Annotated in this window: 21 protein-coding genes, 2 pseudogenes and 1 riboswitch; of the genes and pseudogenes, 18 read left to right on the top strand and 5 right to left on the bottom strand. The window is 41.4% G+C overall.

The window, feature by feature from the left end; genetic code table 11:
* Positions 1-128: 128 nt before the first annotated feature.
* Positions 129-1,475, top strand: a complete 1,347-nt coding sequence (glmM, locus tag BQ5364_RS13715) for a phosphoglucosamine mutase (RefSeq protein WP_071144470.1) — start codon at positions 129-131, stop codon at positions 1,473-1,475.
* A gap of 425 nt (positions 1,476-1,900) precedes the next feature.
* On the opposite strand, the gene BQ5364_RS13710 is transcribed toward glmM, so the two are convergent.
* On the bottom strand, positions 1,901-2,743 hold the full coding sequence (locus BQ5364_RS13710) for a YitT family protein (RefSeq protein ID WP_004614896.1): 843 nt from the start codon (positions 2,741-2,743) through the stop codon (positions 1,901-1,903).
* A 121-nt stretch (positions 2,744-2,864) separates the two neighbouring features.
* Between BQ5364_RS13710 and eno the strand changes: the two genes are divergently transcribed.
* From eno to BQ5364_RS13680, 6 genes are all read left to right on the top strand, one after another.
* Positions 2,865-4,169: a phosphopyruvate hydratase gene (eno, locus tag BQ5364_RS13705; RefSeq protein WP_004614895.1), complete on the top strand. Its 1,305-nt coding sequence runs from the start codon at positions 2,865-2,867 to the stop codon at positions 4,167-4,169.
* A gap of 114 nt (positions 4,170-4,283) precedes the next feature.
* Complete coding sequence (gene secG / locus BQ5364_RS13700; RefSeq protein ID WP_022251032.1) at positions 4,284-4,526, top strand: preprotein translocase subunit SecG; 243 nt, start codon at positions 4,284-4,286, stop codon at positions 4,524-4,526.
* Positions 4,527-4,638: 112 nt separating this feature from the next.
* Positions 4,639-6,807 carry a ribonuclease R gene (rnr, locus tag BQ5364_RS13695; protein ID WP_071144469.1) on the top strand — a complete coding sequence of 723 codons (2,169 nt, stop codon included), beginning with the start codon at positions 4,639-4,641 and terminating at the stop codon, positions 6,805-6,807.
* Positions 6,773-7,240, top strand: a complete 468-nt coding sequence (smpB, locus tag BQ5364_RS13690) for an SsrA-binding protein SmpB (RefSeq protein WP_004614892.1) — start codon at positions 6,773-6,775, stop codon at positions 7,238-7,240. The genes rnr and smpB overlap by 35 nt, the downstream gene beginning before the upstream one ends.
* Positions 7,241-7,252: 12 nt before the next feature.
* A complete protein-coding gene (locus BQ5364_RS13685; RefSeq protein ID WP_004614891.1) occupies positions 7,253-7,486 on the top strand; it encodes a hypothetical protein in 234 nt (77 codons plus the stop codon).
* A 13-nt stretch (positions 7,487-7,499) separates the two neighbouring features.
* Positions 7,500-8,000, top strand: coding sequence for a zinc-ribbon domain-containing protein (locus BQ5364_RS13680; protein WP_022251033.1), 501 nt, complete (start codon positions 7,500-7,502; stop codon positions 7,998-8,000).
* Positions 8,001-8,031: 31 nt separating this feature from the next.
* On the opposite strand, the gene BQ5364_RS13675 is transcribed toward BQ5364_RS13680, so the two are convergent.
* Complete coding sequence (locus tag BQ5364_RS13675; protein ID WP_022251034.1) at positions 8,032-8,499, bottom strand: NUDIX hydrolase; 468 nt, start codon at positions 8,497-8,499, stop codon at positions 8,032-8,034.
* A 167-nt stretch (positions 8,500-8,666) separates the two neighbouring features.
* Here BQ5364_RS13675 and BQ5364_RS13670 point away from each other — a divergent pair, with 167 nt between their 5' ends.
* Positions 8,667-9,563: a DMT family transporter gene (locus BQ5364_RS13670; RefSeq protein ID WP_159431693.1), complete on the top strand. Its 897-nt coding sequence runs from the start codon at positions 8,667-8,669 to the stop codon at positions 9,561-9,563.
* A 9-nt stretch (positions 9,564-9,572) separates the two neighbouring features.
* Here the strand turns inward: BQ5364_RS13670 and BQ5364_RS17965 are convergent, their stop codons facing one another.
* On the bottom strand, positions 9,573-9,722 hold the full coding sequence (locus BQ5364_RS17965) for a hypothetical protein (RefSeq protein WP_004614887.1): 150 nt from the start codon (positions 9,720-9,722) through the stop codon (positions 9,573-9,575).
* Positions 9,723-9,856: 134 nt separating this feature from the next.
* Positions 9,857-9,955, top strand: a riboswitch (glycine riboswitch).
* Positions 9,956-10,042: 87 nt separating this feature from the next.
* On the opposite strand from BQ5364_RS17965, the gene BQ5364_RS13665 reads away from it, so the two are divergent.
* The 4 genes from BQ5364_RS13665 (at position 10,043) to BQ5364_RS13650 (ending at position 14,897) form a co-directional block, all read left to right on the top strand.
* Positions 10,043-11,404 carry an alanine/glycine:cation symporter family protein gene (locus BQ5364_RS13665; RefSeq protein ID WP_004614886.1) on the top strand — a complete coding sequence of 454 codons (1,362 nt, stop codon included), beginning with the start codon at positions 10,043-10,045 and terminating at the stop codon, positions 11,402-11,404.
* A 92-nt stretch (positions 11,405-11,496) separates the two neighbouring features.
* On the top strand, positions 11,497-12,108 hold the full coding sequence (locus tag BQ5364_RS13660; protein WP_004614885.1) for an aryl-sulfate sulfotransferase N-terminal domain-containing protein: 612 nt from the start codon (positions 11,497-11,499) through the stop codon (positions 12,106-12,108).
* Entirely contained in the window at positions 12,083-12,982 is a 900-nt protein-coding gene (locus tag BQ5364_RS13655; RefSeq protein ID WP_071144468.1) for an ABC transporter ATP-binding protein, read from the top strand. Before BQ5364_RS13660 ends, BQ5364_RS13655 begins: the two co-directional genes overlap by 26 nt.
* Entirely contained in the window at positions 12,957-14,897 is a 1,941-nt protein-coding gene (locus BQ5364_RS13650; protein WP_071144467.1) for a DUF6449 domain-containing protein, read from the top strand. Before BQ5364_RS13655 ends, BQ5364_RS13650 begins: the two co-directional genes overlap by 26 nt.
* 53 nt (positions 14,898-14,950) lie before the next feature.
* On the opposite strand, the gene BQ5364_RS13645 is transcribed toward BQ5364_RS13650, so the two are convergent.
* Together BQ5364_RS13645 and abc-f are read right to left on the bottom strand one after the other, a co-directional pair.
* Positions 14,951-15,469, bottom strand: coding sequence for a peptidylprolyl isomerase (locus BQ5364_RS13645; protein WP_004614882.1), 519 nt, complete (start codon positions 15,467-15,469; stop codon positions 14,951-14,953).
* 94 nt (positions 15,470-15,563) lie between these two features.
* Positions 15,564-16,908 (bottom strand): annotated as a pseudogene (abc-f, locus tag BQ5364_RS13640) (ribosomal protection-like ABC-F family protein).
* 219 nt (positions 16,909-17,127) lie between these two features.
* On the opposite strand from abc-f, the gene BQ5364_RS13635 reads away from it, so the two are divergent.
* From BQ5364_RS13635 to BQ5364_RS13615, 6 genes and pseudogenes are all read left to right on the top strand, one after another.
* Positions 17,128-18,072 carry a DMT family transporter gene (locus BQ5364_RS13635; protein WP_004614877.1) on the top strand — a complete coding sequence of 315 codons (945 nt, stop codon included), beginning with the start codon at positions 17,128-17,130 and terminating at the stop codon, positions 18,070-18,072.
* Positions 18,073-18,110: 38 nt separating this feature from the next.
* Positions 18,111-18,947, top strand: a pseudogene (locus BQ5364_RS18945) (energy-coupling factor transporter ATPase); the annotation flags it as partial.
* Complete coding sequence (locus BQ5364_RS18940) at positions 18,945-19,877, top strand: energy-coupling factor transporter ATPase (RefSeq protein ID WP_318253615.1); 933 nt, start codon at positions 18,945-18,947, stop codon at positions 19,875-19,877. The pseudogene BQ5364_RS18945 and the gene BQ5364_RS18940, both read left to right, overlap by 3 nt.
* A gap of 13 nt (positions 19,878-19,890) precedes the next feature.
* A complete protein-coding gene (locus tag BQ5364_RS13625; RefSeq protein WP_071144466.1) occupies positions 19,891-20,715 on the top strand; it encodes an energy-coupling factor transporter transmembrane component T family protein in 825 nt (274 codons plus the stop codon).
* A gap of 3 nt (positions 20,716-20,718) precedes the next feature.
* Complete coding sequence (gene truA / locus BQ5364_RS13620; RefSeq protein ID WP_004614874.1) at positions 20,719-21,456, top strand: tRNA pseudouridine(38-40) synthase TruA; 738 nt, start codon at positions 20,719-20,721, stop codon at positions 21,454-21,456.
* Between the two features lie 25 nt (positions 21,457-21,481).
* Positions 21,482-22,240, top strand: a complete 759-nt coding sequence (locus BQ5364_RS13615; RefSeq protein ID WP_071144465.1) for an acyl-CoA dehydratase activase — start codon at positions 21,482-21,484, stop codon at positions 22,238-22,240.

Genomic DNA, 22,240 nt, shown 5'->3' with positions numbered 1-22,240 from the left:
CATTAGCCCTGTCCCTTTTTGAAAAAAGTAGTTGTATATTTTATGGCATGAGTATATAATAAAAAAGGTTGGAAAACTGATTGTGCAAAAAAAGCGGCGAATAAGCCAAATTTATGGAGGGAATTAATATGGGAAAATATTTTGGAACAGACGGATTTCGCGGAGAAGCAAATGTGGTTCTGACAGTAGAGCATGCTTTTAAAGTAGGTAGATTTCTAGGATGGTATTATGGTCAGGAACATAAAGCGAGAGTTGTCATCGGAAAAGATACAAGAAGAAGCAGTTATATGTTTGAGGACGCTCTGTCGGCAGGGCTTACTGCATCCGGTGCAGATGTGTATCTTTTGCATGTAACGACAACACCGAGTGTTTCGTATGTGACACGTACAGAAGATTTCGATTGTGGAATTATGATTTCCGCAAGCCACAATATTTTCTATGATAATGGAATTAAAGTCATCAATGCAAAAGGACATAAACTGGAAGCAGAAGTAGAAGAAAAAATTGAGTCATATATTGATGGAACAGGGGGAGAGATTCCATACGCAACACGCGATGCAATTGGGCGCACGGTAGACTATTCGGCTGGAAGAAATCGCTATATTGGACATTTGATCGCGATGGCAACTCGTTCTTTCAAAGATAAACGTGTGGGGCTTGATTGTTCAAACGGAAGTGCATCTTCGATTGCGAAAAGTGTATTTGATGCGTTGGGAGCAAAGACATACGTGATCAACAGTGAGCCGGATGGAACGAACATCAATAGAAACTGTGGATCTACACATATTCATGTATTGCAGGAGTTTGTGAAAGAAAAGAAATTAGATGTAGGTTTTGCTTACGATGGAGATGCGGACAGATGTCTTGCGGTAGATGAAAATGGTAATGAAGTTGATGGGGATCTTATTCTCTATGTATGCGGAAAATATTTGAAAGAACAGGGAAGACTGAACAATGATACAATTGTAACGACAATCATGTCAAACCTGGGATTATATAAAGCATGTGATAAAGCTGGAATCAAATATGAAAAGACTGCAGTTGGAGATAAATATGTATATGAGAACATGGTGCAGAACAACCATTGTCTCGGAGGAGAGCAGTCAGGGCATATTATTTTCAGCAAATATGCGACAACAGGTGATGGTATCTTAACTTCGTTATTGTTGATGGAAGTTATGCTGGAAAAGAAACAGACACTTGCAAAGCTAACAGAAGAAGTGAAGATTTATCCACAGCTTTTGAAAAATGTAAGAGTATCTGATAAAAAGACAGCAAGAGAAAATGCAGAAGTCATAAAGGCGGTGGAAGCAGTGACGGAGGCACTTGGAAATGATGGACGTATTTTGGTACGTGAAAGTGGAACAGAGCCGGTAATTCGTGTGATGGTGGAAGCATCTACAGATGAACTGTGTGAAAAATATGTAAATCAGGTTGTTGAGGTAATGCATCAGCAAGGACTGATTGTAGGATAAGTCAGAAGAGGGAAAGTAGCGATTCATAGAAGTAGCTGCTTTCCCTAAAATTATCTCTACATAATAACAAATTAATATATTGATATATTGTTTGTTGGGTGATAATATAAAAAATAAAAACAGATTTAGAAAACCATTGCTTAAAGGAGAGGATAACTATGAAAAAGCAAGAGTTACAACATGTTTTTGGAAAGATTTAAAATTCCATTTATATTTTTGTGGGTAGTTTTACTCTTTGAGCCTGTTTTTGTTTCATATTTGGAAAGTAGAGATCAAGATCCCTTTGTTACTGGCAAAACAGAGCGGCTAGGGTGGTAAATAGTTTTACTACCCCAGCTGTTGCAATACAAAGGAACTTCTATGATAATGATGGGCGAAAGACTTGAGAAAAACAAGCTTTTCGCCCTTGCTTTATTTATATAGCCCTATACGTTATGAAATCCTTTTCCGATAATCTCGCTTGTGTTAGAAATCAAAATGAATGCTCCAGGCTCTTGCTGCTTAATAAAATTACGAAGCTTAATAGCCTGCTGGCGGTTCAGTGCAGTAAAAATAATATAGCGGTGTTCACCGGAAAATGCGCCCTGAGCATCCACAATCGTTGCACTTCTCATCAAATCATGTGTGATGAAGTCACAAATGGGTTCGGGATGGCTGCATACAACATTGAAATATTTTGAAAGATTAAAACTTTCGATAAAGTTATCAATCATAAAAGAGCGAATAGACAATCCAAGCAAAGAATATAGACCGGTTTTAATGTCAAAAATAAAGAAACCGGCAATGGTAAATGCCAAATCTGTCAAAAGCAATGCTCGTCCGATGTTGATGCTCGTATATTTTTTAAAAATCGCAGCAATGACATCTGTACCACCACTGGAAGAACCAATGTTAAAAAGTACAGCAGAGCTGAATGCGGGAAGTGCGATTGCAAAGGCAAGTTCCAGCATCGGCTGATCTGTCAGCGGATGGGACATAGGAAAAATACGCTCCAGTAATGATAAAAGCACTGAGAGTAAAATACTACAGTAAGCAGTAGTCAGTGCAAATGTTTTACCGAGAACGATAAGTCCAATCAGTAAAAGGAGCATGTTCATAATAAAGGTAAAATCACTGGCGGACATCACGCCTGTTTTGGCAACTAAAACAGCAAGACCTGTAATGCCTCCAAATGTGAAATTGTTGGCAAATTTGAAAAAGTAAATTCCGATTGCCATTACCAATATACTTCCAGTCAACAGGAAAAAGGATTTTGATTTTTCTTTCATTTGATGTTTTCTCCGTATTCTATTTCTATTCATACGAATTGTAACGCTAGAAACATAAAAAGTCAACGCATTAGAGTGCATAATATGGTAACAATAGAAATAGAAGAGGAGGGATATAAAAATGAACAGATATTTGGCGATTACAGACGTATACGCAAGAGAAATATTAGATTCCAGAGGGAATCCTACAATAGAAGTAGAAGTTTTGGCGGGAGATGAGTTCCTGGGGAGGGCAGCAGTGCCGTCAGGAGCATCTACCGGACAATACGAAGCTGTGGAACTGCGAGATAGAGAGGAGAGGTATGGCGGACTCGGAGTACAACGGGCGGTGGATCATGTCAACACAAAGCTTGCACAGGCGGTCATTGGTCTGAATGTATTCGATCAAGCGCATTTGGATCAAGTGCTTTTAAAAACGGATGGGACACAAAACAAGAGTAATATGGGGGCGAATGCGTTGCTTGGGGTTTCGATGGCTGCTGCGAGAACAGCGGCAAAAGCGTTGCGTATTCCGCTTTATGCCTATCTTGGAGGAGTCAATGCGAAAAAAATGCCGGTTCCGATGATGAATATTTTAAATGGAGGACGGCACGCAGATAATACGATTGATTTTCAAGAATTTATGATCATGCCGGTCGGTGCGTGTTGCTTTCGAGAGGCACTTCGGATGTGCTCAGAAATTTATCACGCGCTAAAGGCATTGCTAAAAGAGCAGGGTTACAGTACAGCGGTGGGGGATGAAGGTGGATTTGCACCTGATTTTAAAGATGCAAAAGAAGCATTACAGTTTATTGTAGATGCGGTAAGAAAGGCAGGATATGAGCCGAGAAAAGATATTGTGATCGCATTGGATGCGGCCGCGACAGAGTTCTACAACAAAGATTTTAAAAAATATGTATTTGAAGGAGAAGGAAAAATGCGGGGCGGTCAGGTAATTCGTTCCGTGGAGGAGATGATTGATTATTATGAGGAACTGATTATGGAATTTCCAATCATGTCTATTGAAGATCCGCTTGATGAAGAAGACTGGGAAGGATGGGAACTTTTGACGACAAGACTTGGAAGAGACGTGCAGCTTGTTGGAGATGATCTGTTTGTCACTAACACAAAGCGTCTTTCGCGTGGGATTGAACAGAAGGTAGCAAATGCGATTCTTGTAAAAGTGAACCAGATTGGGACACTGACAGAGGCATTTGAGGCAATTGAAATGGCGAAAAATGCGGGATATAAGACAATCATTTCCCACCGGTCGGGAGAGACAGAGGACAGCATCATAGCGGATATTGCTGTTGCATTTCAGTCGGGGCAGATTAAGACAGGGGCACCTTGCCGGTCGGAGCGTGTGGCAAAATATAATCAGCTGCTTAGAATAGAAGAACATCTTGGCAATGTGTCATGTTACGAAGATCCATTTAAGCGCTTTTAAGGTGACAGAACAGTAACCTTTTAATAAAAAATATACGAAATCCAATCGAAACGCTTGCAGAATGAACAAACATATGGTAAAATAAATATGTTATTTATTCAGGAGGTGTGTAAAATGGATATTTTAAAAACAGTATTGATGATTTTATTTGCAATAGATTGTATCGTATTGACTGCGATCGTATTACTTCAAGAGGGAAAGTCAGCAGGACTGGGAACAATCAGCGGTGCTGCAGAAAGCTACTGGGGACAGAATAAAGGACGTTCTATGGAAGGCGCTCTTGTAAAATCTACGAAGTTTGCAGCTGTGTTATTTATCGTATTGGCAGCAGTATTGAATTTGAAAGTATTTGCTTAATCATATACGGGCGAATGAGATTTGCGAAACACTCTTATTGATATAAGAGTGTTTTTTTTACACTGTGCAGAAGGAAGCACTTGTTTTAGACTAGAAAGACAAAGGAGAGAGAATGGATCAGACATTTGAAAGACGAAAAAAATTAATTTATGATTTTATTTGTGATGAATTTTATGTGCCGATGAAGCTGAAAGAACTTGCAATCTTACTGCAAGTACCGAAGGATCAGAGAAAAGAACTGAAAGCGATTATGGATTCGTTGGAAGCGGAAGGCAAGGTACATGTATCTAAAAAAGGGAAGTATACCAAGGGAGAGGCAAAGCGTATCGTAGGGACTTATCAGGCTCATGCGAGAGGATTTGGCTTTGTTGCGGTAGAAGGGGAAGACGATGATATTTTTATATCAGAAGATGATACAAATGGAGCTTTTCATGGGGATCAGGTTGAAGTGACGATCAAATCGGCACCAGATGGAAAGAGACGGGAAGGAAAGGTTGTGCGGGTTTTATCACATGGTACGACAAGGCTTGTTGGATATTTTCAGAAGAATAAAAATTTTGGCTTTGTCGTTCCGGACAATCAGAGGTTTATCAAGGACGTATTCGTGCCGTTAGAGCGCTCGAAAGGAGCAGTCACCGGACACAAAGTAGTTGTGGAACTTACGAAATATGGGGGAGACAATAAAAAGCCGGAAGGAAAGATTGTGGAGATTATCGGGCATGTCAATGATCCGGGGACAGATATTATGTCCATTGTAAAAGGGTACGATCTTCCAATTGAATTTCCGGAAAAGGTGTTGAATCAGGCAGAGCGTGTGGCAAAAGATGTCAGTACGGCAGACATGGCAGGGAGAATGGATATCCGTGACTGGCAGATGGTGACGATTGACGGAGAAGATGCAAAAGATTTGGACGATGCAATCTCCCTGACAAAAGAGGGAGAGAACTATAAACTGGGAGTGCATATCGCGGATGTGACAAACTATGTACAGGAAAAAAGCGCGCTGGATCGCGAGGCTTACAAAAGAGGTACAAGTGTGTATCTTGTGGACAGAGTGATTCCGATGCTCCCCCATATACTTTCTAATGGAATCTGTTCTTTGAATGAAGGAGAAGATCGTTTGGCATTGAGCTGTATTATGACTATCAATGACAAGGGAAATGTAGTAGACTATAAGATAGCGGAGACAGTTATTTGTGTCGACCGCCGAATGACATATACGAGCGTGAAAAAGATTCTGGAAGAACAGGATGAGGAAGAAAGCAAAAAGTATGAAGAATTTGTACCAATGTTTCAGATGATGGAGAAAGTAGCGGGAATTTTACGCGAAAAGCGAAAAAAAAGAGGCTCTATTGATTTTGATTTTCCGGAGACGAAGATGGTTCTGGATGAGCAGGGAAAACCGATTGAGCTGAAACCATATGACAGGAACGTGGCGACAAAGATTATTGAAGACTTTATGCTGCTTGCCAATGAGACGGTGGCAGAACATTATTTTTGGCAGGAGATTCCGTTTGTTTACCGGACACATGAACAGCCGGATGAAGAAAAGATTCAAAAGTTGGCGATTTTTATTAATAATTTTGGGCACTCTATGCACATTGCAAACAATGCAGTTCGTCCAAAAGAGATTCAAAAGCTGCTTGCAAAAGTAGAGGGGACGAACGAGGAGGCATTGATCAGCCGACTGGCGCTTCGATCTATGAAGCAGGCAAAATATACACCGGAAAACACTGGACATTTTGGTTTGGCTACAACGTATTACTGTCACTTTACGTCGCCGATCAGGCGGTATCCGGATCTGCAGATCCATCGCATCATCAAGGAAGATTTGCGAGGCAGAATGAATGACAATCGACGTGAGCATTACGAGAAGATTCTTCCGGAAGTGACGAAACAGTGCAGCGAGAGAGAACGTCTGGCAGAAGAGGCAGAAAGAGAGACGATCAAGTTAAAGAAAGTTGAGTATATGGAGGAGCATATCGGCGAAGTATTCGAGGGTGTGATTTCAAGCATTACCAAATGGGGAATCTATGTGGAACTGCCAAACACGATTGAAGGTCTTGTCCATGTAACTAATATGCATGATGATCATTATGATTATATAGAAGAACGATTTGAGATGGTCGGAGAGCATACACGGAAAGTCTACAAACTTGGACAGACTGTATATATTGTGGCAACAGGGACAGATCGGCTTCAACGGACGATTGATTTTGAATTCGTAGAAAAAGAAGAGGTGGATTATGGCAAAAGAACAGGGGAAACTAATTGCGAATAACAAAAAAGCATATCATGATTATTTTATACTGGACACATACGAGGCGGGAATTTCTCTGCATGGGACTGAAGTAAAGTCCCTTCGCATGGGAAAATGCAGCATCAAAGAAGCATTTATCCGTATTGAAAACGAGGAAGTGTTTGTCTATGGAATGCATATCAGTCCTTATGAAAAAGGAAATATTTTCAATAAAGATCCACTGCGGGTGAGAAAGCTATTGCTTCACAGATCAGAGATTAATAAAATTACAGGAAAGATCAAGGAAAAGGGAATGGCGCTTGTCCCGCTGAAGGTGTACTTTAAAGGAAGTCTTGTAAAAGTCGAGATCGGTCTTGCAAAAGGAAAGAAACTTTATGATAAACGGAACGATATTGCAAAGAAAGATCAGCAAAGAGAAGCACAGAGAGACTTTAAGATCAGAAATCTGGATTAGGAGGATATAGATATGGTACCAAGAACAAAAGAAGAACTCAGTAAACTGGTGACGGAGGCGACTGTTGAGACATACGAGGAACTGACGCCGCAATTGATACAGCTGATTGATCAGACAAAGCACAACGAGAATCTGACGGAAGCACAGAAGCAGGATGAGATTTCGCTTCATATGTTGGGATATGTGAAATCTTGTACGAACGAGATCATCATTGATGTTCTGGCAGAAATATTAGGACTTGACTAAGGAGGAAGATGCTATGAGATATTGTGTGAAATGCGGAAGACAGGTAGAGGACAGTATGAATTTTTGTCCGTCATGTGGTGCACAGATTCCAAAAGAAGAGACACATCATACATATGAGTACGGTAATGGTCAATATACGCAGAATCAGACAGAGCAGCGCAATTTCAGAGAACAAACCGTTAAGGAGGAGGGGACAGACAGAGTGCTGGCAGTGCTTGCATATTTGGGACTGCTGGTGTTTGTGCCGATTTTGTCGGGAAGTAAATCAGAATTTGTCAGATTCCATGCGAACCAGGGACTTGTGCTTTTTATCTGTAGTGTATTGTGGAATGCATTGGACTGGATTTTATCGCGTTTTGTATGGTTCATGGATGTTGGGATTATCTCTTTGGGAGATCTCTTAGGTATTGTAAATTTGGCACTTGTTGTACTTGCAATAATCGGAATTGTGAATGCATGTAAGAGCAAAAAAGAAGAATTACCGTTTATCGGGAACATTGTTTTGTTCCAATAAAAGAAAAAGGGTAAGAGGAGCCGGACAGCCGTTATACAGGCTGTCCGCTTAATTTTGCCTCAACTAAAACGTCGCCTTCATAGCGAAGTTTCAGTGAAAAAAATGGAGCATTTTCAGCGATCAGGCGGTGAAAGATCCGATCTCCTTCCCAGAGATTCAACTGATAGATATCCTTTTTGGGAACCCATTCTAAAGTGCCCTCATCACAGGAAATCATCTCACCTTCGTAGCCGTCGGCAGTATAGAGACACATATATTCAGCGTGTCCGACTTTGTCTGAAATGAATGTGACAATTCCCCGGAACTGATAAGAAGTCAGAGTAAGACCTGTCTCTTCTTTTACCTCTCGTAAAAGGCATTCCTCGGGTGTTTCGTCTTTCTCAAAATGCCCTCCTACACCAATCCATTTGTCTTTATTGACATCATTTTTCTTGGAAACACGGTGCAGCATCAGATAGCAGTCATCTTTTTCTATGTAGCATAAAGTTGTCATTTCCATAATTAGTTTTACCTCCTTGAGATAGTTTGTCAGGATTACTTTACCATGAATTTTTAAACCCAACAATTATATATTGAAAAAATTTTCCGCGCAATGCAGTTGTGAGCGAACAAAAATTTTGATAGAATTGTAGCGGAAAAGAATGTGGGAAGAGAAAAATGAATCATATGCAAAGAAGAGAGCAGTTAAGAGGAATTGCATTGACAATTATTGGAGGAATATTTTGGGGACTTGCAGGTGTTTGCGGACAGTATTTGTTTGAAGAGCGGGGATTGACTGCAAAGTGGCTTGTAAGTGTGCGGCTTGTGCTGGCCGGATTGATATTGCTTCTGACGGTTTGGGCAAAACAAAAAAAGCAGATGTTTGAAATATGGCGCGAAAAAAGAGATGTATTTCAGCTTATAATGTTTGGAATATTTGGGATGGCATTCTGTCAATTGAGTTATTATGTGGCGGTGGAGACATCAAATGCCGGAACCGCAACAGTTCTGCAGTATACGGCGCCGATCATTATTATGCTGTACGTTTCTGTTCGCAATAAAAAAGTACCGCAGAGAATTGAGATGCTGGCGCTGGTTCTGGCTGTCGGGGGAACATTCCTGCTTGCAACACATGGAAATATCACGAATCTTGCCATCTCTACGGAGACTTTAGTATGGGGACTTGCCTCAGCGGTGGCAATGGCGCTTTATAATCTGATTCCGGGAGAATTGATGAAAAAGTTTGGAACATTCAATGTAATTGGATGGGGAATGCTGATTGGAGGAATCTTTTTATGTGTATTTATAAAGCCTTGGCATGTGATCGGCATGTGGGATATCTATACAGTGCTGGCGATGGCGGCGGTAATTTTGGTTGGAACAATTTTGTCCTTTACAACATATATGGAAGGTGTTCGACTAATTGGGGCATCTAAGGCAAGTCTGTTTGCGTCTGTGGAGCCTGTGACAGCCACATTTATGACTGTGGTGTTTATGGGAGCAGCGTTTCAATTTGTAGACTTTATTGGTCTGGCAGGCATATTGGGGGCAGTTCTTATGTTGTCCTTATTGAAAAAAGAATAGCTGGAAAATTTAATCTGATTTGTTTGTAAAAGCAGTACGGAATTCTTTTTTATCGCTGTGCTGCATGGCAGACAGACGTTGTTTGGCAATTTTGCCTGTTTTTCCGGAAAAATGATAGCAGCTATAATTTGTTGTAGTTGCTGTTTTTTTTGTATTCATGATGAGGTAATCCTTTCTTAAAATTTATATATAGTGTTACCGAAAAATACAAATTTATAACAAAAGATGTCTTTCTAAGAAAAACAGTTGTATTTTTGACGAAGATGTGTTAAAGTCTTAGTTGTATAAAAAATTAAAAAAACTCTGGAGAGTCTCAAATATTAGAGCGCCGAAGGTGTACGGCAGACAGAAATGTCTGTTAATCTCTCAGGCAAAAGGACAGGGCAAATGTATGAATTTCAAAGGCCGGTCAAATGACTGGTCTTTCGCTTTGTTTAGGACATATCCGAGTGAGTATGGAATGAGCAGGAGGTTTTTAAATGGAAGCAGTAACAGAAGTAGTGAGTAAGGCGAGTGATTATTTGTGGAATGTCATTTTGATTATTTTGCTTTGCGGAACCGGAATTTATTTTACAATCCGATTGAAGTTTATCCAGATCAGGAAATTTGGTGAAGGGTTTAAACTGGTATTTGGAAATATTTCTCTGAAAGGAGAAAAAGGGAAAAACGGCGAAATGACAACATTTCAATCGCTGGCAACGGCAATTGCGGCTCAGGTCGGGACAGGTAATCTCGCGGGGGCGGCGACAGCGCTGATCGGAGGCGGCCCTGGCGCTATTTTCTGGATGTGGGTAAGCGCCTTCTTTGGAATGTCCACAATCTATGCCGAGGCGACTTTGGCACAACAGTACAAAGTCAAAAAAGACGGAGAGGTGACAGGCGGACCGGTTTACTACATACGGGCGGCATTTAAAGGGACATTTGGAAAAGCGCTGGCGGCAATTTTTGCAATTCTGATCGTACTGGCGCTTGGATTTACTGGAAATATGGTACAGTCCAACTCCATCGGAGCAGCGTTTTCGGAAGTGTTTTCAGCGAGAAATATTGAGATTCCGTCAATTGTGTTTGGACTGATTCTGGCAGCGGTCATTGGATTTATCTTTCTTGGAGGAGTCAATCGTCTCGCGTCAGTGGTGGAAAAGATTGTTCCGATCATGGCGGGAATTTATATTGTGGGAAGTTTAGTCCTGATTCTCATGAACATTACGGCGCTTCCGGGAGCAATTAAGATGATTTTTGTCGGAGCATTTAATCCGGAGGCGGTAGTCGGCGCAGGTGCAGGTATTGCAGTGCGGGAAGCAATCCGTTTTGGTGTTGCAAGAGGATTGTTCTCGAATGAGGCAGGTATGGGATCTACCCCTCATGCACATGCGAGAGCAAAAGTGGAGAATCCGCATAAACAGGGACTTGCGGCGATGATCAGTGTATTCATTGACACATTTATCATTTTGAACTTAACGGTATTTTCTATTTTGACAACCGGTGTGCTGGACAGCGGAAAAGAAGGAACAGCCCTGACACAGGCAGCGTTCACAAAAGGGTTCGGAAATTTTGGAGATATTTTTGTGGCAGTGTGTTTGCTGTTTTTCGCATTCTCCACGATTCTTGGATGGCATTTTTTTGGAGAGGTCAATGTCAAGTATCTGTTTGGAGAGAAGGCAGCAAAATTTTATTCGATTCTTGTAATCGGGTTCGTAATCGTCGGTTCTACTTTAAAGGTACAGCTTGTATGGTCTCTTTCAGACTTCTTTAACGGTTTGATGGTTATTCCGAATGCGATTGCCCTGTGGGCTCTGAGTGGAGTTGTTGTAAAGATATGTAAACAATACGGTAAAAAATAGAAATTCACAAAAGAAACATAAAAAACATAAAAAACACAAAGATACCTCACATTTTTTCTATAAACTATCGATAGAAGAAAGTGAGGTATTTTATGTCCGGAAAAGTAAAAGGTATATTGGCGGTAATTGTTTTGATGGGGATTGGTCTTGGGGCAAGATGGATGATATATGATGACTCTGCGGTGCAAGAAAGCAGTCTGTCGGAAGAAGAGGCAGAGAAAAAGAAAAAAATAAATGCAGTTTACAATACAGAGAATCAAGCAGAAATCAAGGAAGATTTGGAGCGATTAAAACAGGAGCAGACCTATACGCAAGATAATATGCTTATAAAATATAATCCGTTTGGAACCAATACACAGTCTTTGTATGTGTACTTTGAGACTGAGAATCCAGCGCAGATATCGTATACGATTCATGTGGCGGATAGTTCAATCGAAGATTTCAAAAGAACATGCTATCAGGAGTCGGAGATGCAGACACAGCATGAACTTCAAGTGATTGGACTGATACCTGATTTGGAAAATGAGATTACATTTACGATTGCCTATGAAGACGGAACTGTGGAAGAAAAAACAGTTTCTTATGATTTACTTAGGAATTCCTTAAAGGCTGTCGGAGTGGTTGAGAAAAATATTTTGTTATTTTATAATGGTGGAAAATGCAAAGGAGGGGAAGAAAATGATACAGTTGAGCAACATCAGTAAGAAATTCGGTGAGACACAGGCGGTTGAGGGGATATCGCTTATGATTCCGGATGGGAGTGTGTTTGGACTGCTTGGAAGTAATGGCGCCGGAAAGAGCACACTGCTTCGTATGATGGCTGGGATTCTAAAAGAAGATGCTGGAGAAATTTTAGTGGATGGAGATGCTGTCTTTGACAATCCAGAGATAAAACAGAATTTGTTTTATCTGTCAGATGCCCCGTATTACTTTTCGAATGCCACGCTGCAGACAATGAAAGAATTTTATCAGAATCTATATCCGCAGTTTGATCAGGATGGGTTTGAGATGTTGATCAGGCAGTTTAACCTGAATGAGAACAAACGGATTCGAACTTTTTCCAAAGGAATGAAGCGTCAGGCATTTATTATTCTGGCGATCTGTTCCAATACAAAATATATTTTGTGCGATGAGGTATTTGACGGACTGGATCCGATTGTCTCAAAAGTGGTAAAAGATTTATTTCGACAGGAACGAAAGATGCGGAAAATGACTTTGGTCATGGCGTCTCATGACTTAAAGGAGCTGGAAGATTTTTGCGATTCCATCGGAATTATACATAAAGGAGACTTGCTGCATTCGAGTGAGATTCGAAAAGAAACAAGCGATATGCACAAGATACAGTGTGTGTTTGAACAAGATGAGGAAGCATTTTTGCGAGAACATCTTCATATTGTCCGATATGGGAGAACAGGAAATTTTGTGACAATGGTAGTGAAGGGAGAAAAAGAAGCGATCATGCAAAAGATTCAGGAAAAGACTCCGGTTTGGTGTGAGACGATTCCATTGTCTATTGAGGAGATTTTTCTGTGTAATATGGAGGGGGTAGATTATGACATCAGCAAAGTTATTTTCTAAGTTTTGCAAAGAGAACCGGAGACAAAAAGGGTGGCTTTGGATATTGAGCGGACTTATTTTTACGGTGTTTACTTTTACGTTTTTTATGCAGGATGTTCTGATGGACAGCGATGAGATGTATTTTGGGCTGTATAATACGAAGATGATGTGGATTACACTCGCCGTGGCGGTTATGATCGCATTTCAGGGATATGGATTTTTGCTGCAGGCAAAGACGGTTGATTTTTACTATAGTCTTCCGGTCAAGCGAAGTCATCTATTTTGGGGAAATTATCTGAATGGGATTTGGGTGTATCTGATTCCAATGCTGATCAGTCAGCATATCTGCTTTTTTATGGTATGTGGGTTAGGAAAAGAGGGATGGAACGAGCTGACAGGATATTTACTTTGGGGAATTTTCGTCCATGTGCTTGCGCTCTTTTTCTTCTATCATCTTGCAATTATGGCGATTTACCTGGCTGGGAATATGTTTGGAGCAGTGGGGATTTTTCTGGTGCTTCTATATTGTGTTCGGATTGTGATAGATGATCTTCTGTTACCGCTGTGTGGAAAGTGCTTCGAGACATTTTATCAGATCGATATGATTAATCGGATACGAACATATGGGATTCCATGGGAACTGTACAGTGGTCTGAATGGATTATACCGCAAGATGTCAGTCAATAAATATGCCTATGCGGTAGAATGGTCAGAAATTGTGACGATTGTGTTGTGGAATATATTGATTTTGGCAGTATGTGTTATCTTACAGAAAAAGAGAACCGCCGAGAGTGCGGGAGCGCCGGTGGCATTTTTTAGAATCGAGAGAGTGCTCCATGTAGTGATTGATATTTCGGTCGGACTGTTAGTGGGGAATCTTTTGATTACGTTTGCATCAGGAACATATCAGCTCATCGCAGGTGCTGCAGGGTGCGTAGCCGGAAGTATATGTTCTTATCTTCTGTTGGAAATGGCATTTCGTATGCGGTTAAAGGTCAGATTCAGGCAGAAGGGCTTGATTGCGGCTGAGGGAATTGTAGCGGCGGCAATTGTGCTTGGATTTTTTGCAGGAAAGAATTCGTATGATACATATTTGCCGGAGACAGAGAAAATTGCGTCCGTGGGAATCAGCCTGAGAGGCGTGGATGAAAAAGAAGACTACTCTTTTACGGAGGAGCGTCTTCGGAACGTGCGTTTGACAAAAAAGGATGATATTGAGAAAATGCATACATGGATTGAAGAGCAATTACTTGCTCAGAAAAATGATGGGCAGTTGACAGATGTGACAATCGCATATCATTTGGAGAATGGAAAAGTAGTATATCGAAATTATCCGATTGCCAATGTGAGTCAGATTGAAGCATTTGATCCAATTTATACGACGAAGGACTATAAAAACGGAATCTACAGCGTGCTTTCCTATACAGATTATGAAAATCTTGAACTTACGTGGACCAATCAGGTAGAGAATATGACATTGAACATTTCTCCTGATGAGACGAAAAAACTGATGGAGACATATAGCCAGGAATTGACGGTTTTGGATATTAGGACTTTGGAGAAAGAACTTCCGGTAGGGAAACTTTTGGTGACGGACGGAGAGTTTGGCAATGAGACGAGTGCGTATTTATATCCAAGCTTCGAAAAGACACTTACGCTTCTTGAAAAGTATCAGATTCCCGCAAAGAAGAAGATTAGTGAATATGAGATTGCAAAAATCGAAGTGACAGAGCTGCGGGAAGGAACAAAAGTGACACAGAAGCGAGACACATATACCGAACCGGAGGAAATCAAACAAATTGCAGAAAAACTTGTGTATCAGGGATATGCAATTCAGCCGGTATTGAATCCAGTGGATACAGAAACAAAAGTGGAAGTGAAATTTCAAAATAATAGTAGGGAGACAGTTTATACCGTAGATTACTATATCAAATAAAGTCAATTGGGGACGTAGTAAAATTCAATTTTACTACGTCCCCAATTTGCAAATTATAATTTTTCTGGTGCAGCGTATTCTACTCCGTCTGTATCCACAGTTACAGATTTGATTACCTGTTTTTCAAGTGGTCTGTCGCTGTAGTCAGTTGCTGTCTCAGCGATTTTATTTACGATATCCATGCCTTCAATGACTTTTCCGAAAGCAGCATAGGATCCGTCTAAGTGCGGAGAATTTTTGTGCATAATAAAGAACTGTGATCCGGCAGAGTCTGGATGCATTGCGCGCGCCATGGAAAGGACACCCGGCTCATGTTTCAAATTGTTTGTGAAACCGTTCTGTGAGAATTCACCTTTGATTGAGTATCCAGGACCGCCCATACCGGTTCCGTCAGGGCACCCTCCCTGAATCATAAAGTCACGGATGACACGGTGAAAAATAAGTCCGTTGTAAAATCCGTCTTGCACTAATGTGATAAAGTTGTTTACTGTGTTTGGAGCAATTTCAGGATATAATTCAGCTTTGATTACATCACCGTTCTCCATTTCAAATGTTACGATTGGATTTGCCATAATCGATACTTCCCTTCTAAAATATAGTTATTTTGTAAACAACATTTTATAAGTCACGAATAGGTTTGTCAACCTGAGATGGAAAAACAATGTATTATAGACGTATTACCTGTGTCGCGATTGCTTCCCGGAATGCGTTGTCGTGTTCCACTAAAAGCATAGTTGGTGAAAATGTTTCTATGAGCTGTTCAATCTGCATGCGGGAATACACATCAATAAAATTCAATGGTTCGTCCCATACATATAAATGAGCCTGCTCACAGAGACTTTTTGCGATGAGCACTTTTTTCTTCTGTCCTCCGGAAAAATCAGAGATATCTTTTTCGAACTGCACGCGTTCGAAATCCATTTTCCGCAAAATTGCTTTGAATAAACTTTCGTCCAAATGATGTTTTTCGGCAAATTGAGACAGTGTTCCTCCCAAATGTGAGGTGTCTTGCGGTACGTAGGAAATGACAAGACCGGAGCCGATTGTCACAGTACCTGTATGTTCCGGGGCGTATTCTGACAGCAGTTTTAATAAACTGCTCTTCCCACAGCCGTTTTTTCCATCCAAAAAGATGCGTTCGTTGCGCCGGATTTCGAATGACATCGGTTGAAAGACCGGGCGATCGTCGTAGATTACGGATACATCAGAAAATGAGGCGAGTACGTCTGTGCGGTATGTAAGTGGCTGAATCTTCAAGAAATCTGCAGTTTCCATATTTTTCAGTAATGCGGATTTTTGTTCGATTGCCTGTTGCTGCCTCGCTTCAGTCGATTTAGAGCGTTTCATCATTTTAGCTGCTTTGTGACCGACAAAGCCTTTGTCTGCCGCACCGATTTTTGATGCTTCCACCCGGTCGGACCAGACAGCAGTGCGTTGCGCAGATTGCTGTAAGCGATGGATATCTTTTTTGAGCCGTTCGTTTTGGGATAACTCAAATTGCTGCTGCTGTTCAAAATTTCTCATAAAAGACGAAAAATTTCCGCTTTGTACTTCGATGTTGTTCCGGTTGAGTGATAAAATGTGATCGACACATCCGTCTAAGAAACATCGGTCATGCGACACCAAAATAAATCCTTTTTTCTTTTTTAAATAGGCAGATACCTTTTCACGGGCAGCGGTATCCAAATGATTTGTCGGCTCGTCAATCAGCAGAAAATGTCCTTCATTTAGAAAGAGAGCTGCGAGCAGTACCTTCGTCTATTCTCCGTTGGAAAGTGTTTCAAAAGGACGCCATAGTACATCTGCATCCACATCTAGATAGGACAGTTCACGCATCAATTCCCAGCTTTCGGCATTCGGGCAGACTTCCTGTAAAATATTTTCCGTAAGTTGCTTTTTGTCAGAAACCTAGTTTCCAGTCTGTATCAATTTGGAAACTGGTATGATCAAAAATGGCATCATAGCTTGACGGGTATGAAAAAGTAAGATTTTCAATTCGTATCATGGACATTGTAAAATACCCCCTGCTTAAAATTTTAGAAAATAAAAAGAGCTGCAAGAAAGCGACGCTTGCAACTCAAAAATATACCACTTCATATTGTGGTAATAGAATGATATAATGAGTGAATAGATGGCTGACTTTCCATCTCTTTCTTTTTAATCAGAACTGTTTAAAACATATCACAAGTCAAAAAGGAAAGTCAAGTGTAAATGGAAAAGGAGAAACAAAATGGAGAAATTATTCAAAAAACCGATTGTAATATGTGTGATGGCGCTGATCTGCTGTGCCCTTTGGGGAAGCGCGTTCCCATGTGTGAAGATCGGGTATGAGCTGTTACAAATAAAAACGACAGGAAGCCAGATTTTGTTTGCAGGATACCGATTTTTCGGAGCAGGAATACTTACGTTTTTGATGGGATGTATTATTGAAAAAAGGGTTTTGACCTTAAAAAAATCAGCAATACCATATGTGGCGGGAATCGGAATTTTTCAGACGACTCTGCAGTATATCTTTTTTTATATCGGAATGGCTAATACAACCGGAGTGAAAGGCTCTGTCATCAATGCGTCGAATGCGTTTGTGTCCATTATCGTGGCGCATTTCCTTGTGAAAGGAGAACGGATGACGTGGAAGAAAGGCGTCGGATGTATTCTCGGATTTGCGGGAGTTGTCATCATCAACCTGTCACCGGGAGCGTGGGGAAGTGGATTTTCACTGAAAGGGGAAGGGATGGTTGCAATCTGCACAATCATCTATGGAACCAGTTCGGTGTTGATGAAATTTGTATCAAAAAAGGGGAGGGCAATGGCAATCACAGCGTACCAGTTGATGGTGGGAGGCGCTGCTCTGATTGGTTTTGGATTTTTACTCGATGGAAATATCAGTGGATTTACCGTGAAGTCATCTTTGCTTCTATTTTATATGGCGATGCTGTCGGCGGTTGCGTTCAGTCTGTGGACGACATTATTAAAGTATAATCCGGTCGGAAAGGTTACGATTTATGGATTTTCCATTCCGATTTTTGGAGCGGGATTGTCGGCGGTATTTTTGGGAGAGGATATTTTTTCACTGAAGAATCTGGTGGCTTTACTCTGCGTAAGCGCCGGAATCATTCTTGTAAATAAAGTGTCGGCAGGGGAAAGAATTGTTGCAAATGAGAAAGAGATGAAGTAAAATAAAACCCAGTGAATAACATGGAAAGAGGAAAGTCTATGAGCATGATCAAAACAGACAATTTAATATTTGAATATGAGAAACGTGACGAAGAGGGCAATGTAATCGGAACACATTGTGCCATTGACGAAGTGAATCTTGACATAGAGCCTGGGCAGTTTATTGCGATTTTAGGACATAATGGATCAGGAAAATCCACACTTGCAAAGCACATGAATGCAATTTTAGTGCCAAGCGGAGGCACAATGTGGGTGGATGGAAAGGACACGAAGGAAGAGGAGAATCTATGGGATGTCAGACAGACAGCCGGAATGGTGTTTCAGAATCCGGACAACCAGATTATCGGAACAGTTGTGGAGGAAGATGTCGGGTTCGGACCGGAGAATCTTGGTGTTCCGACAGAAGAGATCTGGCAGCGGGTCGAGAAGAGCCTGTCTGCGGTCGGAATGATTGAGTACCGTCATCATTCCCCGAATAAATTATCCGGCGGACAGAAACAGCGCGTAGCTATCGCTGGTGTTGTTGCGATGTGTCCGAAATGTATTGTCTTGGATGAACCTACGGCGATGCTTGATCCGAACGGCAGAAAAGAAGTGCTGCGCACAGTGGAGGAACTTAGAAAAAGAGAACATGTGACGGTTATCTTGATCACGCATTATATGGAGGAAGTGATTGGAGCAGACCGAGTCATTGTCATGGATCAGGGACATGTTGTCATGGACGGAACGACGAGAGAGATTTTCAGCCAAGTAGAACTGTTGAAAAAATATAGATTAGATGTACCGCAGGTGACAATGCTGGCACATGGATTAAAACAGAGAGGATTAGATATTAAAGAAGGAATTTTGACGACAAACGAGCTGATTGAGGCATTGGAGAAAGCAGGAGACTGGCGGCAGAATCAAAAGAAGACATATGTTGGTCATGCAGAAACGGTTGTCAAAAAAGAGAAAAAAGAGAATCCAATATTAAAACTTGAGCATATCGAGTATGTATACAGTTCTGGGACTGCATATGAAAAGCGAGCGCTGAAGGATATCAATCTTGACATTTATGAGGGTGAATTTGTCGGGGTAATCGGGCATACCGGCTCTGGAAAATCGACGATGATCCAGCATTTGAATGGACTGATGAAAGCGACAAGCGGAGCGCTTTACTATAATGGCGAGAACATTTATGATGAGAAGTATAATCTGCGGCAACTTCGGAATAATGTAGGACTTGTGTTCCAGTATCCGGAACATCAGTTATTTGAGATCGATGTCCTGACAGATGTTTGTTTTGGACCGAAGAATCAGGGGCTTACGGAGGAAGAATGCAAAAAGCGTGCGATTGAGGCACTGGAACTTGTAGGACTTTCTGAAAAATATTATGACACTTCTCCGTTTGATTTATCGGGAGGACAGAAACGCCGTGTGGCTATTGCAGGAGTGCTTGCTATGCGACCAAAGGTGCTTGTCTTAGATGAGCCGACAGCAGGACTTGATCCGAAAGGACGCGATGAGATATTGGATCAGATTGCGTATCTTCAAAAAGAACGGAATCTGACAGTTATTCTTGTGTCGCACAGTATGGAGGACATTGCGAAATATGTGGACCGTATTGTCGTGATGAACAAAGGCAGAAAAATGTATGACGGGGAGCCGAAAGAAGTGTTCGCACATTACAAAGAACTGGAAAAAGTAGGGCTTGCAGCACCGCAGGTGACTTATATTATGCACGCGCTTTCTGAGAAAGGAATGCATGTGAACACGGAGGTAACGACGATTGAAGAAGCAGTAGATGAGATTATGAAAGAGATATAAGATTGGAGAAACAATGATTAGAGATATTACAATTGGGCAATATTACCCGGCGAATAGTAAATTGCACCGCTTAGACCCGCGGGTCAAAATAATGTGTACTTTATTCTATTTGATTTCTTTGTTTTTATTTAAAAGTGTTTTGGGGTATGCGATTGCAACCGTGTTTTTGGTAGCAGTTATCCGTATTTCCAAGGTACCGCTGAAATTTATCCTGAAAGGTTTGAAACCGATCATCATGCTTTTGATGATCACGGTTGTGTTCAACCTGTTTTTGACAAAAGGTGGAGATGTTTTGTTTGAAGCCTGGATTTTTCAAGTGACGGAAGAAGGGCTTCGGACGGCTGTTTATATGGCGGTGCGTCTGATTTACCTGATTATTGGTTCGTCGCTTATGACATTTACAACAACACCGAATGCACTGACTGATGGAATTGAAAAACTGCTTTGGCCATTCAATAAAATCAAGATGCCGGTACACGAGATTGCGATGATGATGTCAATTGCGCTTCGTTTCATTCCGATTCTTTTGGAAGAGACAGATAAGATCATGAAAGCGCAGATTGCAAGAGGGGCGGATTTGGAAAGCGGAAATATTATTCAAAAAGCAAAAAGCATGATTCCGATTTTGGTGCCTTTGTTTGTGTCAGCATTTCGACGGGCAAATGATTTGGCGATGGCAATGGAAGCAAGATGTTATCGCGGCGGTGAGGGACGTACAAAGATGAAACCGCTTGTATATCAAAGCAGAGACTATATCGCATATGCCATTACTATTGTGTATATGGTGGCTGTGATCGTAATAGGGAGGTTAGTTCCATTTAAAGTGTGGATATTTTAAAGTATGAAGCGAATAAAGTTGACAATTGCCTATGACGGCACAAATTATTGTGGTTGGCAGGTACAGCCGAACGGAATTACGGTAGAAGAAGTAGTAAACAAGGCATTAAAAAAGTTGACTGGTGAGGATATTCAGGTGATTGGGGCAAGTCGGACTGATTCAGGAGTGCATGCCCTTGGAAATGTTGCAGTGTTTGACACGCATACGACGATTCCGCCGGAGCGGATTTCCTATGCATTGAATCAGAGATTGCCGGAGGATATCGTTATTGTAAAGTCAGAAGAGGTGGCAGAAGATTTTCATCCCAGGTACTGTGACTGCAGTAAGACTTACGAGTACCATATTTTAAATATGAGGATTCCGATTCCGACAAAACGGCTTACAAATTATTTTGTATCCTATGATCTGGATGTTGAAAAGATGCGAAAGGCAGCAGGATATCTGATTGGAGAACATGATTTTGTCAGTTTCTGCAATGTGCGGACAGATGTGGAAGACACGGTGCGGACAGTTACTGAGCTTGAGATTTTGAAAGATGGAGAGGAGATTACGATCCGAATCAGCGGAAATGGTTTTCTCTACAACATGGTTCGCATTATCGTGGGAACACTGATCCGTGTCGGACGTGGATTTTATGAGCCGGAAAAGGTGAAAGAGATTTTAGAGGCGAAAGACCGAAAGGCTGCCGGAGTGACGGCACCTCCACATGGTCTGATACTGGCAGAGATTCGATATGAATAGAAAGTATGCTTGAGGAGGAAAGAGTATGAACTATGTAGGAATCGACATTGGATCTACTGCATCCAAGGTCGTAGTGCGTGGAGACAATGAGATGTATTTTGTACTGCCGACGGGATGGAGCAGTAAGGAGACGACAAACATCATACGAGAACGTCTGAAAAATGCAGGGGTTGATGTGACAGCACAGGAGACTAAAGTGGTAGCAACCGGTTACGGAAGAGTTGCGGTTGATTTTGCAGACAAAGTCATAACAGAAATTACCTGCCATGCAAGAGGCGGGCGGGAGCTTGCCAGTGGAGACTGTACGATCATCGATGTGGGGGGACAGGATACAAAAGTTATCCAGGTAAGTAACGGTGTGGTGATGGATTTCCTTATGAATGATAAATGTTCTGCGGGAACTGGAAAATTTTTAGAGATCATGGCAAACAGACTGGGTATTACGCTGGATGAGCTGTTTGACTTGGCAAAACAAGGAAAGAGTATCCCTATTAGTTCTTTGTGCACCGTGTTTGCGGAATCAGAAGTAATCAGTTATATCGGAGAAGGACGGGCAAAAGAGGATATTGCGGCCGGTGTGATTGAATCCGTTGTGGTAAAGGTGGCGCAGCTTGCGCAGAGACAGGCGTTGGCAGATACAATCATATTGACAGGGGGCCTAAGCCACAGCACTTACTTTACGGCACGTTTGTCAGAAAGATTGGGAAAATATGTGATGCCGGAAGAATTTGGAAGATTTGCGGGGGCACTTGGTGCGGCATATCTTGCGGAAGAGAAGAAATAG

The sequence above is a fragment of the Coprococcus phoceensis genome (assembly GCF_900104635.1).
GTDB lineage: Bacteria > Bacillota > Clostridia > Lachnospirales > Lachnospiraceae > Faecalimonas > Faecalimonas phoceensis.
The sequence above is the reverse complement of the archived record's forward strand: the minus strand, read 5'-3'. Positions and strand labels throughout refer to the sequence as shown.